The 13,805-nt window shown below is 63.2% G+C and carries 13 protein-coding genes; 5 read left to right on the top strand and 8 right to left on the bottom strand.

Annotated elements, in window-relative coordinates:
• The first annotated feature begins 134 nt into the window (after window positions 1-134).
• Complete coding sequence (locus BLS26_RS33085) at window positions 135-485, top strand: DUF962 domain-containing protein (protein WP_092516628.1); 351 nt, start codon at window positions 135-137, stop codon at window positions 483-485.
• A gap of 442 nt (window positions 486-927) precedes the next feature.
• On the opposite strand, the gene BLS26_RS33080 is transcribed toward BLS26_RS33085, so the two are convergent.
• Window positions 928-1,890, bottom strand: a complete 963-nt coding sequence (locus BLS26_RS33080; protein WP_091976312.1) for an IS110 family transposase — start codon at window positions 1,888-1,890, stop codon at window positions 928-930.
• 889 nt (window positions 1,891-2,779) lie between these two features.
• On the opposite strand from BLS26_RS33080, the gene BLS26_RS33075 reads away from it, so the two are divergent.
• The 3 genes from BLS26_RS33075 to BLS26_RS33065 all read left to right on the top strand — a co-directional run bounded on the left by BLS26_RS33075 (window position 2,780) and on the right by BLS26_RS33065 (window position 5,733).
• Window positions 2,780-3,829, top strand: coding sequence for a hypothetical protein (locus BLS26_RS33075; RefSeq protein WP_244542049.1), 1,050 nt, complete (start codon window positions 2,780-2,782; stop codon window positions 3,827-3,829).
• Window positions 3,830-3,931: 102 nt separating this feature from the next.
• Window positions 3,932-5,158, top strand: coding sequence for an ABC transporter substrate-binding protein (locus BLS26_RS33070; RefSeq protein WP_092516627.1), 1,227 nt, complete (start codon window positions 3,932-3,934; stop codon window positions 5,156-5,158).
• A 179-nt stretch (window positions 5,159-5,337) separates the two neighbouring features.
• The gene (locus BLS26_RS33065; protein WP_197681295.1) at window positions 5,338-5,733 is read left to right on the top strand and encodes a nuclear transport factor 2 family protein; all 396 of its coding nucleotides are present in this window, start codon (window positions 5,338-5,340) and stop codon (window positions 5,731-5,733) included.
• On the opposite strand, the gene BLS26_RS33060 is transcribed toward BLS26_RS33065, so the two are convergent.
• Genes BLS26_RS33060 through BLS26_RS33045 form a run of 4 tightly spaced genes read right to left on the bottom strand, consistent with a single transcriptional unit; the run spans window position 5,734 to window position 9,637 of the window.
• Window positions 5,734-6,984: a TCR/Tet family MFS transporter gene (locus BLS26_RS33060; RefSeq protein ID WP_092516626.1), complete on the bottom strand. Its 1,251-nt coding sequence runs from the start codon at window positions 6,982-6,984 to the stop codon at window positions 5,734-5,736. It abuts the gene before it with no gap.
• Entirely contained in the window at window positions 6,981-8,363 is a 1,383-nt protein-coding gene (gene der / locus BLS26_RS33055) for a ribosome biogenesis GTPase Der (RefSeq protein WP_092516625.1), read from the bottom strand. The genes BLS26_RS33060 and der overlap by 4 nt, the downstream gene beginning before the upstream one ends.
• 55 nt (window positions 8,364-8,418) lie before the next feature.
• Entirely contained in the window at window positions 8,419-8,961 is a 543-nt protein-coding gene (locus BLS26_RS33050; protein WP_092516624.1) for a hypothetical protein, read from the bottom strand.
• Between the two features lie 22 nt (window positions 8,962-8,983).
• Window positions 8,984-9,637 carry a tetratricopeptide repeat protein gene (locus BLS26_RS33045; RefSeq protein WP_092516623.1) on the bottom strand — a complete coding sequence of 218 codons (654 nt, stop codon included), beginning with the start codon at window positions 9,635-9,637 and terminating at the stop codon, window positions 8,984-8,986.
• 262 nt (window positions 9,638-9,899) lie between these two features.
• On the opposite strand from BLS26_RS33045, the gene BLS26_RS33040 reads away from it, so the two are divergent.
• On the top strand, window positions 9,900-10,760 hold the full coding sequence (locus tag BLS26_RS33040; protein WP_092516622.1) for a hypothetical protein: 861 nt from the start codon (window positions 9,900-9,902) through the stop codon (window positions 10,758-10,760).
• A gap of 134 nt (window positions 10,761-10,894) precedes the next feature.
• Here BLS26_RS33040 and BLS26_RS36110 read toward each other — a convergent pair whose 3' ends face one another.
• The 3 genes from BLS26_RS36110 to panB form a co-directional block, all read right to left on the bottom strand.
• Window positions 10,895-11,146, bottom strand: coding sequence for a hypothetical protein (locus tag BLS26_RS36110; RefSeq protein ID WP_157676648.1), 252 nt, complete (start codon window positions 11,144-11,146; stop codon window positions 10,895-10,897).
• A gap of 227 nt (window positions 11,147-11,373) precedes the next feature.
• Window positions 11,374-12,972, bottom strand: coding sequence for a class I adenylate-forming enzyme family protein (locus tag BLS26_RS33030; protein WP_092516620.1), 1,599 nt, complete (start codon window positions 12,970-12,972; stop codon window positions 11,374-11,376).
• Window positions 12,973-12,983: 11 nt separating this feature from the next.
• The gene (panB, locus tag BLS26_RS33025) at window positions 12,984-13,805 is read right to left on the bottom strand and encodes a 3-methyl-2-oxobutanoate hydroxymethyltransferase (RefSeq protein WP_092516619.1); all 822 of its coding nucleotides are present in this window, start codon (window positions 13,803-13,805) and stop codon (window positions 12,984-12,986) included.

Genomic DNA, 13,805 nt, shown 5'->3' with positions numbered 1-13,805 from the left:
CGTATTGACTTTCCGATAATTCGATACTATACGTATCGTGTTTGTTGGTGCCTTCCATTTTCGCTCCTGCTCGAACTCCCCTCTGCGAGGATGTGCGCGAGAAGAGGACGGTTATAACGCTCCAAGGAGAGTCCATGACCAATTCAAAATCAGGCAGCGGCTTTCTCAATTTTTACGAATCTGCGCATCGCGATTCAGCAAACCGGCGCATTCATCACGTCGCGCATACGATCGCGGCGATCGGCATCATCAGTCTTTTCTGGCGTCCTCTGATCGGAGGAGGACTTATCGTGATTGCCTTCCTCCTGTCTTGGATTGGACATCTCGTATTTGAAAAAAACACACCCGCTTTTTTCGATCCAGCCGATGACCGAACCTTCCTTGGCGGTGGAATCAAGAAAATGGAAGTCGCTCTTGGCGGGCTCGTATGGTCGGGCGCATGCTTCTTACGCCTCTTCGGTCTTGGGCCACTTACCAATCAGTGACGGTGCACTTGATTATCCTTGGCGAGCGCAGCCCGGATGAACGAAGCAACATCCGGTATCGTAATTGAATAACCGGCCCCCCCGCATATCGCTTCGCTCATGCGGGCTACGATCCCGCAAACTGCTTCACCACCGGCGCAAGCGAAATCTTGCGGCAGCACCTGCGACAAAGTAGCCCGACGGGCAAATCACCAAAAGTCTGTCCAGCCCTTCGCGCAAAAATATTTCTGTTGAGCCGTCGGGCAAATCAGTTGTCTAACTCCGCCCGTCTCCCGCGATGAGAGCAACTGTGCTGAAGTAGACCGGTGATCGGCTGGCCTCAAGGCTGGCGCGAGGCGCGCCCCCGCCTTCGGCGGCTTACGGCCTTGACGCCGTCCGCTCCCCCGGTCTGTTGGCTAGGCATGCGCTCGGTCGAGGACCGAGCGCGGTGAAGTGCGCTCGCTCAATTCAGTGCGTAACGGCTGGGATCCCATTTCTGCCGGCGTGCGATCATTGTGTTGAGGATGATGATCAGCTTTCGCATGCAGGCGACGAGCGCAACCTTCGGCTCCTTCCCCTTGGCAAGTAGCCGTTGATAGTAGGCCTTGAAGACAGGATTGTTCTGTGTGGCCGCGCCGAGGCACGGCATGTAGAGGGCGTTTCGGACCCAACGGCGGCCGCCCTTGATGTGGCGTTCGCCGCGGCGCTTTCCGCTATCATCGTCATAAGGGGCAACGCCTAACAACGCCGCGGCGATCTCGTCGCTCACTTGCCCAAGCTCCGGCATTCCAGCAATGAGGTTCGCTGAGCTCGTTTCGGCAAAGCCCGGCACGCTCTCGACGATCTCGGCGCGTTCGGCAAGATGAGGTGTGGCCCTGACCTGGGCCGAGATCGCGACTTCGAGCTTGGCAATTTCCTCGAGCAAGCTCTTCAAGATACGGGTCCGCGCTTTCCGAGCCTGTCCTGGTGCAGCATGCTCGTTTTGAGCTTCCAGTCGTATCTTGAGATCGACCAGATTGAGACGAGCTTTCACCAGCGCCTGCAGCTCTTCGCGCGCGGCATCGTGCACTTGGCCCGGCGCCTCGCTGAACGTCTCTGCGAACCAAGCGATCATCTCTGCATCAATCGTATCGTTCTTGGCCAGGCGTCCGGCCGACTGCGCAAAGCTGCGGACTCGCTTGGGGTCGACGATCCGTACGGCGATGCCGGCCAGGCGGAGCACCTTCCCCCAATCGCGCTCATAGCCGCCGCTGGCCTCCATCACCGCCCTGTTCACCTTGTGCTTGCGAAGCCAGGCAACCAGCTTGCGATGACCCTGGGCAGTGCTCGGATACGTCTGCCGCAGCGCCAACTCGCGAATGCACGCATCGACCTTGTCCTTTGCTACATCGATGCCGACGACAACGAGACCATTTTGTGCCATCATCCACTCCCTTCCTTGCTCGGTACGGGCTCAACGGCCCTTGCAACTGTTCGGGTTGAGGAAGACACCGGAGCTGTCCCTCGCTCTCATACAGGCTCTGCCGCTTTGGGGCGTAACGGGCTCAGTTCCAGCAACGGGCGGTTCTGATTCAACCGCCCGTTCGCACATTCTGCCAGTTTTTGCCGACACAAGGGGCGCTCGCGATCGTCACGACGTGCGGAGAGATGCGGTGGACGCGAGGCTACGACTGACGAGCGTGGCATTTGCGTACGGTGAAATCGTTTGGGTCCGACGCCCCGATGCAGGCGTCAAGTTCGAAGGCGGCCAACGCTGCCCGAGAGCGATGGTGTCACAAAAAGCAGGGTCACCAGGACGATCTCGTATAAGCCGTAAAGCCATTGCGCAGGGAAGGCCGGATGCCTCCGCCAAACCTGTATGCTTGCGTGCGCCATTTTGTTGCAACTATCGCACGCAAGACCGCGGGTGCGGCGCGCACCCGGTCTTCCCTGCGCCCTCTATGTTTCGGAGGGCAGATGAAATGGAAAAACTCGGGCAAAGCATGCTGCGAGACAGTGAAGTCGTATCTATCCGCCGTCATTCCGGGGCGCCGCAACGCGGCGAACCCGGAATCTCGAACTTCCGGGTTCGATGCTTCGCATCGCCCCGGAATGACAGCGGTTACGTCGCAATGACGGCAAACGGGCAAACCGTTGACTTGCGCCCCTCCCCACGATTGACTGCACGCCAAGCGGGAAAAAACCCGTCAGAAAAATCAAGGGAGCAACCCATGCCGATGCAACATCGCGCGCGCTCGATACCCGCCATCCAGCATTTCACCAAAACCATCGCCGCCTGTGCCGCCGCTGTCGTGCTGATCGGCGCGCCGCTGTCGATGCGCAGCGCGCAGGCCGGCGACGTCCCGACCTTCGCCGTTGACGCATCCTGGCCGAAGGCGCTGCCGAACAACTGGATCATGGGACAGGTCGGCGGCATCACATCAGACGCGGAGGGACACATCTGGGTGTTTCAGCGTCCGCGCTCGCTGACCGACGACGAGAAGGCCGCGGCGCTCACCCCGACGCGCACCAAATGCTGCGTCCCGGCGCCACCGGTGCTGGAGTTCGATGCCGACGGCAATCTGCTGCGTTCGTGGGGCGGCCCCGGCGAAGGCTATCAGTGGTTCGGCAACGAACACGGCATCGAAGTCAGCGGCGGATTTGTCTGGCTGACCGGCAACGCCAACGACGACAGCCAGATCCTCAAGTTCACGCCCGACGGCAAGTTCGTGCTGCAGATCGGCAAGATCGCACCCGCCAAGGGAAGCAACGACACCACCCAGCTCGGCAGGCCCGCCGAGGTCACCGTCGACAAGGACGCCAACGAAGTCTACGTCGCCGACGGTTACGGCAACCGGCGCGTCATCGTGTTCGATGCCACCACCGGCGCCTACAAGCGGTACTGGGGCGCCTATGGCAAGCCGCCTGTTGACGACAAGCAGCCGCCTTACGATCCGAAGGCGCCGGTGGCGCAGCAGTTCGGCAATCCCGTGCATTGCGTGAAGGTTGCCAATGACGGACTGGTCTATGTCTGCGACCGCACCAACAACCGTATCCAGGTCTTCAAGAAGGACGGCACCTTCGTCAAAGAGTGGTTCTACGAGAAGAATACGCTCGCCAACGGCGCAGTCTGGGACGTCGTGATCTGGCCCGATCCGAAGCAGACCTGGCTGTTGAGCGCCGACGGCGCCAACAACGAAATCCGGGTGCTGAAGCGCGAGGACGGCAGCGTGGCCGGCCATTTCGGCAGCAACGGCCGCAGCGCCGGTCAATTCCACTGGGTCCACACCATGGCGGTGGATGCCAAGGGCAGCCTCTATACCGGCGAGGTCGATACCGGCAAGCGCATCCAGAAGTTCAAGCTGACGTCAGACGCGCTACGATAGGCGGATTGCCGGGGGCGCCGGGATTCACTAGACAGCCCCCAGTTCAACGCCGGGACGGCTCCGCCAAGAGAGCCGCCCGGCTACCCCTGATGGAGGAAATCGATGAATACAATTAATGCGCGGCGCCTTGCCGCGTTGCTCACTGTCGCCGGCGTCGGCCTCGCCGCCCCGGCTTACGCCCAGGACAAGACCGCCAAGATCGGCGTGCTCACCGACATGTCGAGCCTCTATGCCGACATCAACGGTCCGGGTGCCGTGACCGCAATCAACATGGCCGTCGAGGATTCCGGCCTGCGCGCCAAGGGCTGGAAAATCGACGTGTTGAGCGGCGATCACCAGAACAAGCCTGATGTCGGCGTCAACATCGCGCGGCAATGGATCGACACCGAGAAGGTGGATGTCGTCTCGGATACGCCGAACTCCGGCGTGGCGCTCGCTGTCAGCAATCTCGTCAAGGAAAAGAACGCAATCCTGCTCAACTCGGGCGCGGCCAGCGCCGATCTGACCGGCAAGGCCTGCACACCGAACACCGTCTCCTACACCTACGATACCTACATGCTGGCCACCGGCACCGGCAAGGCGCTGACCAAGGCCGGCGGCGACAGCTGGTTCTTCCTGACCGCCGATTACGCGTTCGGTGCGGCACTGGAGCGCGACACCACCGCGGTCGTCACCGCCAACGGCGGCAAGGTGCTGGGCGGCGTCAAGCATCCGCTCAACACCTCGGATTTCTCGTCCTTCCTGCTGCAAGCGCAATCGTCGAAGGCCAAGATCATCGGCCTCGCGAACGCCGGCGGCGACACCACCAACGCGATCAAGCAGGCCGCCGAGTTCGGCATCGTCGCCGGCGGCCAGAAGCTCGCCGCGCTGCTGCTGTTCATCAATGACGTGCACTCGCTCGGCTTGAAAACCGCGCAGGGCCTGACCTTCACCGAATCCTTCTACTGGGATCTGAACGATCAGACTCGTGCGTGGTCAGCGCGTTTTCAGGAAAAGGCGGCCAATCATGCCAAGCCGTCGATGACTCAAGCTGGCAACTACGCGGCCATTTTGCACTACCTCAAAGCGCTGGAAGCGCTCGGCGGCAATCCGCATGACGGCGCCAAGGTCGTGGCCAAGATGAAGGAGCTGCCGACCGACGATCCGCTGTTTGGCAAAGGTCCGCTCCGCGCCGACGGCCGCCGCATCATCCCGGCCTATCTGTTCGAAGTGAAGAAGCCGGAAGAATCGAAAGGCCCGTGGGATTATTACAAGCTGATCGCCACGATCTCACCGGAGGACGCCGCCAAGCCGCTTGAGGCCAGCGAGTGTCCGCTGGTGAAGAAGTAATGGTGTAGCCCGAACATCGGGTGGGCAAAAGCGCGTCAGCGTATGCCCACCCTTCCATCCAGGTTGCCACCCTGTCGCCTCCGCGACCTGCGGCCCGAAAAAATCTGCTCCGCGTGTCGGATCGGCGTTCGTCCATTCGTCCTGGGGATGCCAATCAGCAGACATTCGGAGCGAGCGCCATGATGCAGCAGAGCCAGGCGGCTGAAATTCAAATCAAGGCGCTTGTCGAAGCGTGGGCGGACGCGGTCCGCCGCCACGATCTCCCCGGCATTCTTGCCCACCACGACCGCGACATCGTGATGTTCGACGTTCCGCCGCCGTTCCAGTCACGCGGACTGGATGAGTACAAGAAAACGTGGGATCTGTTCTTCAGTTGCCGCACATCGGGGCAAGCCTTCGACATCGAGGAACTCACGATCACGGCCGGCGACGAAGTCGCCTTCGCCGTCGCTACCATGCGGTGCGTGTCCAACACCGATAGCGGGCTCCTGTTCAGGCTGACTATCGGACTGCGCAAGGTCGACGGCGACTGGCGCGTCACGCACGAACATCATTCGGTGCCCGCGACAGACTAGCTAGCGGGCCTTCGCGATCGAAAGCGTGCGCCACGCGATCAGCAGCGCCAGCAGCAGCAGGGCCGCCGCCAGCAGGAACGGTGCGCCCGGCAATTTCAGCGGCGCGCTGCCGCTGATGAAATAAGCGAAGGTCAGCGTGAACAGAAACGGCCCGACAAGCTGGGCGATGCTGTTCACGCTATTCGTAGCGCCCTGCAACTGGCCCTGCTGGTCCGGCGCCACCATTTGCGTGGTCAGCGCCTGGATCGCCGCACCGGCGACGCCCCAGAGCGACATCACGGGGATGCCGACCCAGAACAACTCCCCGGTCGGGGCCGCCCCATAGATGAAAAACCCGAGCGCTCCGGCAGCCAGCCCAACCAACAGCGTACGTCGCTCGCCGAAGCGTTTGACGATCGGGCCGACGCCTGCGCCCTGCACCACCATGGAGCAGACGCCGACCAGCGCCAGCGTCAGCCCAACGGTGGCCGTGCCCCAGCCATATCGATAGGTGGCGTAGAGCACGAAGGTCGAGGGCAGCACCACATGGGCGACCTGGCCAAAAAAATTCGCCAGCGACAGTCCGGCGAGAATCCGGTTGGAGCGCAGCAGATGCAATGCCCCAAGCGGATTGGCGCTCTTCCAGCGAAACGGCGAACGCCGCTCCGCGGGCAGCGATTCCGGCAGGATCAGCCAGCCGTACAGCGTGTTGGTAAAACTCAGGCCTGCGGCGATCCAGAACGGCAGCCGCGGATCCATACCGCCGAGCAGACCGCCGAGCGCCGGCCCCAGGATGAACCCGGCGCCGAATGCCGCGCCGATCTTGCCGAACACTGCGGCGCGCCGCTCCGGCGGCGTCACGTCGGCGATGTAGGCGAAAGCGGTCGAGATGCTGGCCGAGGTGATGCCTGAGATTACCCGGCCGATGAACAGCCAGGTCAGCGACGGCGCCAGCGCCATCAGCACGTAGTCCAGCGCCAGCCCGAAATTCGACAGCAGCACCACCGGCCTGCGGCCGAACCGGTCCGACAGCGCACCGAGGATCGGCGAGAACAGGAACTGCATCAGCGCCCACGCGGTGCCGAACAGTCCGAAGATCCGCGCCGCACTCGCGGTATCGTTGTCGACAAAGCTCTCCACCAGCTTCGGCAGCACCGGAATGATCAGGCCCAGCGCCAGCATGTCGAGCAGGATGGTGACGAAAATGAAGGCGGCCGCGGCGTTGCGCACCGGCGGCATGTCGGCGGCGGGCGCGGACGCCTGTTCGCTCATGACGGCCGCTTGCGCTTGTGGGCGAACGGATTGGCCTTCTCACGCAGCGAAATCCGCACCGGCGTTCCCGGCAGCTCGAACGCCTCGCGCATGCTGTTGGTGAGGTAGCGCAGGTAGGATGTCGGCACCGCATCGGCGCGCGAGCAGAACAGGATGAAGCTCGGCGGCCGCGCCTTGGCCTGGGTGATGTAGTTCAGCTTCAGCCGGCGGCCCGACACCGCGGGCGGCGGATTGGCGTCGACCGCCTGCTCGAACCAGCGATTGAGGGTGGCCGTCGGCACGCGCTTGTTCCACACCGCATAGGCCTGTTCGATCGCGGTCATCAGCCGATCGATGCCCTCGCCCATCAGGCCCGAAACGGCGACGACGGGCGCGCCCTTCACCTGCGGCAACAAATGATCGGTATCGATGCGAAGCGCCGAAATCAGGCTGCCTTTCTTCTCCATCAAATCCCATTTGTTGACCGCCAGCACCAGCGCGCGGCCCTCGCGCTCGATCAGGTCGGCGATCCGCAGGTCCTGCTCCTCGAACCGGTTCTGCGAGTCCATCATCAGCACGACGACTTCGGCAAAGCGCACCGCGCGCAGCGCATCGGCAACCGAAAGCTTTTCCAGCTTCTCCTCGATCCGCGAACGACGCCGCAATCCGGCGGTGTCGAACACGCGGAATTCACGGCCCTGCCAGGTAATCTCCACGGAAATGGAATCGCGCGTGGTGCCGGCCTCGGGGCTGGTCAGGAGCCGTTCCTCGCCGAGCAGATGATTGATCAGCGTCGACTTGCCGGCATTGGGCCGGCCGACGATGGCGACGCGGATCGGACGTTGCGCGATTTCCTCATCGGTTTCGATGATGTCGTCGTCGTCGAACTCCTCCGCTTCGACCGGCTCGGGCATCAAGACCCGCAGCGCGTCGTAGAGATCGCTCAGGCCTTCGCCATGCTCGGCCGAAATCTGGATCGGATCGCCCAGGCCCAGCGCGTAGGATTCCATGGCGCCGAGTTCGCCGTGCTTGCCCTCGCTCTTGTTGGCGACCAGCACCACCGGCTTGTTGGCGCGGCGGGCGAAATCGGCGAAGGCGCGATCGTTCGGCGTCAGGCCGGCGCGGGCGTCGAACACGAACATCAGCGCGTCGGCCAGGCCAATCGCGACTTCGGTTTGCTCCTGCATCCGCGCGGTCAGCGAGCCCTTGGCGCCCTCGTCGAGGCCTGCGGTGTCGATCAACGTGAATTCGAGATCGCCGAGACGCCCCTCGCCCTCGCGGCGGTCGCGGGTCACGCCGGGTTCGTTATCGACCAGCGCGAGCTTCTGCCCGACCAGCCGATTGAACAGCGTCGATTTTCCGACATTGGGCCGGCCGATGATGGCAATCGTGAACGACATAAATGATCCTAACGCCCTTTTCTGAAGGGCGTGTCAATCGATGAAAAAATGAAACTCAGCGCGTGAACGTGCCGCTCGGCACCGGAGCCGGGAACGGGGCGGCGGATTGTTGCGCGGCAGGCGCGGTCGACTGCGCGGCGGGGGTATCCGACGGCGGCGCGGTGGTGCGCTTGCGCACGATCTTCTTGGGCTTGGGCGCCGGCGGCGCGGCGGCGGTGCTGCCCTCTTCCTCGGGGTCGGCAGCCGCGGCGGGCTCAGCAGCCGGCGCGGGGCTAACAGCGGTCGGCTTGCCCTTCGATTTGGCGCCCCGCTTCGACTTCGGCTCTTCCGGCGGCGGCGCGGCCGGAGCGGTAGCCACCTGCGGATTCTGATCGTCGATCTGGCGGGAGCCCTTGTAGAGATCCTTCGGCACACCCTGCTCGAGGCCCGGCACACCCTCGGGGAAAACCGGCTTGCGGTCGCCCGGCAGCTTCTTCTTGGTGTCGAGGAAGTCGAGCAAATCGGACGGATCGAAATTGCCCATGCTGCCGCAGCCCGCCAGCGCGCTGGAAAGCGCGACGAGGACGGTGGCTGCGATCAAACGTTGCGGACGGCGCATGGGCGGTTCTCGTTCAGTCTCGTCAGCTTTTGGCGACCGGCGGCAGCAGGGCCTGCAGCGCCTCGGCACGCGAGCGCAGGCTTGGCGGCGTCTCGCCGTCATTGGCAATCAGATCAAGCCATTGCCGCGCCGCCGCGGCGTCGTTGGCACGCCAGGCCGACAGCGCCAGCAGCTCGCGCGCGGTATGGCGGAACGTCGCGCCCGGTGCTGCGGCAGCCTCGAGGCGCGCTTTCATGTTGGGATAGGTCGTGGTTTCCAGCAGCAACTGGGCCGCGCGAATCCGCGCCAGGTCCTGCTCGGCAGCGCCGACGCTGCGGTCGGCGGTAATCTCGTCGAACATCTTTGCGGCCGCCGCCGGATCGCGGTTGGCAACTTCAGCCGCCATGCGTAGCCGGGCCAGCACGCGGTATCCAGCCGGCCCCTTGGCGACCAGTTCGGCGAAGCCCGCTTCGGCCTCGGTGTGCTTGTTGGCCTCAGAGAGCTCCACAGCCTTGTCGAAGGCAGCGCCAGCCTCGGCGGCCCTCTTGGCTTCCACGTACTGGTAGCCACGCCAGCCGCCCACAGACGCGACAATCAACAGCGCGCCCGCGATGATATAAATCGAGTATTGCTCCCACAGCTTCTTGAGCTGGTCGCGGCGGACATCCTCGTCTACTTCGTCAAATAATTCAGACACTTAAGGCTATCCCATCCCCTGGGGAAACGCGATCATGTGAGCTACGCCACGCGCCCAATCCCCGCATGGCGGCGGCGTTACCCTAACGATATGGCGGTGGCAAGGCAAAGCGAGCCGGATCAAAGCGTTAACGGTCCGGCTTAAGGGCCGGTGTCACGCCGTCCCCTGCAGAATGTTCTGAGAATGTTGACATCGCCGTTCAAAACTTGACGTAATCGCGCCCTATTATTCCTTGGTTTCATTTTGTTTTCTGGGGTGGTTCATGCTTCGCCGTGCCCTGTTTCTCATTTTCGCCATGGGGCCGGCCGCCCTGCCCGCGGCATCGCTGGCCTCCGACGCCAAACCAAAATCACCCGAGACCGCGTTCACCGGGAAACTGCGGCCCGACATCCTGGGCGTCTCCACGGACGCGACGGCTGAATCCGCGCGCGCCGCCTTCGAGACGCGTTTCAAGGGGCATGCCGACGCCAAGGTCGACGTCCAGCAACAGAAACTCGGCGACGCCGGCGCCAGCTTCGTCGCCGCTGTGAATTTCAATCTCCCCGCTGGCCCCAAGCAGACCGGCGAGTTGCTGTCGGGCAGCTTTTCCGCACCAGCGAGCGGCAATCGCGCCTATTTCATCGCCCGCAACCTGACCTTCGCGCCGGACCAGCAGCCGGCAAAAGCCGACATGATCAAGGAGATCATGGGCAAATACGGCGCGCCCACCATCGTCGGCGATCAGCACCTCTATTACATCTACCGCTCGGGCTCGGTGATTTCCTCCGGCACCAAATACAAGGAAGCGGCCGCGATCGACGCCATCGACAAGCCGCTCGATCCGCGCGCCGCGGTCAAGCTCAACGGCGAGACCGTCCGCGGCAGTTGCGTGGCCGTCGTCAAGCGCGCACAGGCCAAGGCGAAGACGCTGAGCGCCATGTTTGACGAGGCCAAGGGCGCCAATTGCGACGGCGTATTGAGCGTACAACTGATACCGGGCACCCCGCCGGACCGGGTCGGGATCGCGCAATTCACGCTGCTCGATACCAAACTCGTCGTCAGCGCCACCGCGATCGACAACGAGGCCATCGCGGCCGACCACAACGATAAGACGGCGCCCAAGGGCAGCGCGCCGAAGCTCTGACGCCTTCCCGAGAGGCGTAGCGCGGCGGATGTCACTGCGGGCCGCAACCGTTGAAATGTCATCGCGCCCGGGAACTTTCGCGCCGCCATTCGCTTGAATCCGCATTCGCTGGAGTAGAGGCAATGCACGGATTTCTACCCAATGTCCCCTTCGGGGCCGATCAAACCATCTATGTTGTTGTAGAAGCGCCCAGACCACATGCACCAGATGATATCGCTGGGAACGTTGAGCGGACGGACATCGAGACTGTCATTTCCGACCTTCTTGCGGGACAATTCTGTGACCCAATCGAGGTATTGGCTTTCAATACGATCGAACACTGGAGCGACGACCTCTCGAAATTTGTGGCGCAGGAAATTTGCTGTCGCTGCGACATCGAAGGACACGATGTACCTGCTTACCTGCAGGAGTTCGTCAGCAGGGCGTCAAGCGTAACCAAAGCAGGCCACCAGGGTGGGACCCAAGCATGGTCATGAACTGGGTTTACTGGGATACATTTTGGGCGCTGGCTGGAAGCCTCGTCTGGTTCATGACGATCGTGTCCCATCCCGATGCAGTGGTGATCGATCGACATTCCCGAGGAATTTGATGCGCATCGGCCGGTGGCGATCCTCTACGCCCGCGCCGCCCACGCGTCCCGCAACTGCCGCTTCATCACCTTGCCGTTGGCATTGCGCGGCAGCGGATCTGACGTGAGATCGATGGTCTCCGGCACCTTGTAATCCGACAGCCGCTCGGCGCACCACGCGCGCAGCACATCGACGCCGACGGGATTGCGAGTCACCACGACGGCATGCACCCGCTCGCCCAGCACCGGGCATGGTTTGGCGATGATCGCACTCTCGACCACCGCGGGATGGCCTGAAAGCACCGACTCGACCTCGGCGGAGTAAATCTTCAGGCCGCCGCGGTTGATCATGTCCTTCTGGCGGTCGAACACGCGAACGAAATTCTCGGCATCCACCGAACCGAGATCGCCCGAATGCCAGAAGCCGGCCGTAAAACTCTCCGCCGTCGCCTTCGGATTGTTCCAGTAGCCTTTGATGACCGACGCGCTGCGAATCCAGAGCTCGCCGATTTCGCCTGATGGCAACTGATGCCCGTCCGCACTCATGGCGATGATTTCCGTACCCGGACAGGGCAATCCGACGCTGTCGATATGGCTTGCGGTCAATTCGCCGGGCATCATGGTCGAGGGCGACGTGGTCTCGGTCGCGCCGTAGCAATTGATCAGCTTGAGGCCGGGAATTCTGGCGTCCAGCCGTTCGATCGTCGCGACCGGCATCGGCGCGCCGCCGAAACCGCCGATCCGCCAGCTCGACAGGTCGTAGCTGTCGAAATCGGGCTGCAGCAGGCAGAGATTGTACATCGCCGGCACCATCACGGTGTAGGTGACACGCTCGCGCGCGGCGACCTTCAGATACTCCGCGGCCTTGAACTCCGGCATGATGATCAGCGCACCGGCACAGCGCAGCATGGTCGTGATGTTGGCAACGACGCCGGTGACATGTCCGAGCGGCACGGCGGCGATCGAGCGATCGGTCGCGGTCAGCTTGAGACACGACACGAACACCATCGAGGAATGAATGATGGTGCAATGCGCCAGCATCGCGCCCTTGGGCTTACCTGTCGTGCCCGAGGTGTAGAGGATCATCGCGGTATCTTCTTCGCCGACCTCGACCGGCGTCGCCGCCGGTGCGTGATCGGCGAGTTCGGAAAAGCGCGAGGCTTTTGGATCGTCGTCGACGGCGATACGAAACGCCAGATCGGGAACGTCGCGCGCATCGGGCACGCGCCCGGCCAGTGCGGCCTCGTGGATCAGGAGCTTTGCGCCGCAATCGGTCAAGACATAAGCGATCTCGGGCTTTTGCTGCCGGGTGGAAAGTAGCACGGTCACCAGACCGGCATGGGCCGCGGCGAACATCGTCAGCACGAATTCGATGCGGTTGCCGAGCAGCACCGCGACCCGGTCGCCGCGCTGCAGTCCGAGTTTGCCGAATCCGGCCGCGATCGCCTGGGATCGCTGCGCGACCTCCTGCCAGTTCATCCGCCTGCCACCGCAGACCAGCGCCTCGCCGTCGGGATTGCCGGCTGCGGCATCGGCCACCATTCCCCAGATGCTTTTCGGCCGCTCGCAAAACGCTGGGACCATGCGATCGCCGAAGCGCGCCTCGAGCCGCATCAAGGGAATGGAGTGCTGCGACCAGTCCATGGCGGCCCTCTTCAGCTCTTCTTCATCTCGTAGACATGCTCCGGCCCCGGGAAAGCCCGCGAGCGGACGTCGGTGGCGTAACCTTCGATGGCCGCTTCGATCGCGGGTCCGAGATTGCCGTAACGGCGGACGAATTTCGGGGTCCGCGGCGACAGCCCCAGCATGTCTTCCAGCACCAGCACCTGGCCGTCACAGGCGGCACTGGCGCCGATACCGATGGTGGGGATGGCGATCGTTTCGGTGATCTTGCGCGCCAGCGGCTCGGCGACCGCCTCGATCACGACCGAAAACGCGCCGGCTTCCGAGATCGCGCGCGCGTCGTTCAGGATCGGCTCCCAGCTCGCTTCGTCGCGGCCCTGCGCGCGAAACGAGCCCAGCGTGTTGATCGATTGCGGCGTCAGTCCGATATGGCCCATCACGGGGACGCCACGCTCGGACAGGAACGCGATGGTCTCCGCCATCCGCGCCCCGCCTTCCAGCTTCACCGCGCCGCAATGGGTCTCCTTCAGGATCCGCACCGCGGAATGGAACGCCTGCTCTTTCGACGCCTCGTAGGAGCCGAACGGCATGTCGACCACCACAAGCGCATGCAGCGAGCCGCGCATGACGGCACGGCCCTGCAGGATCATCATCTCGAGCGTCACCGGCACCGTGGTCTCAAAGCCGTGCATGACATTGCCGAGGGAATCGCCGACCAGGATGACGTCGCAATAGCGATCGACCAGCGACGCAGTATGGGCGTGGTAGGAGGTCAGCATCACGATCGGCTCGCCGTTCTTGCGCGCACGAATATCCGGCGCAGTTTTGCGCTTGATGGCCGACTGAACCGACAT

Source organism: Afipia sp. GAS231 (assembly GCF_900103365.1).
GTDB lineage: Bacteria > Pseudomonadota > Alphaproteobacteria > Rhizobiales > Xanthobacteraceae > Bradyrhizobium.
This window is presented reverse-complemented; position numbering and strand designations above follow the sequence as displayed.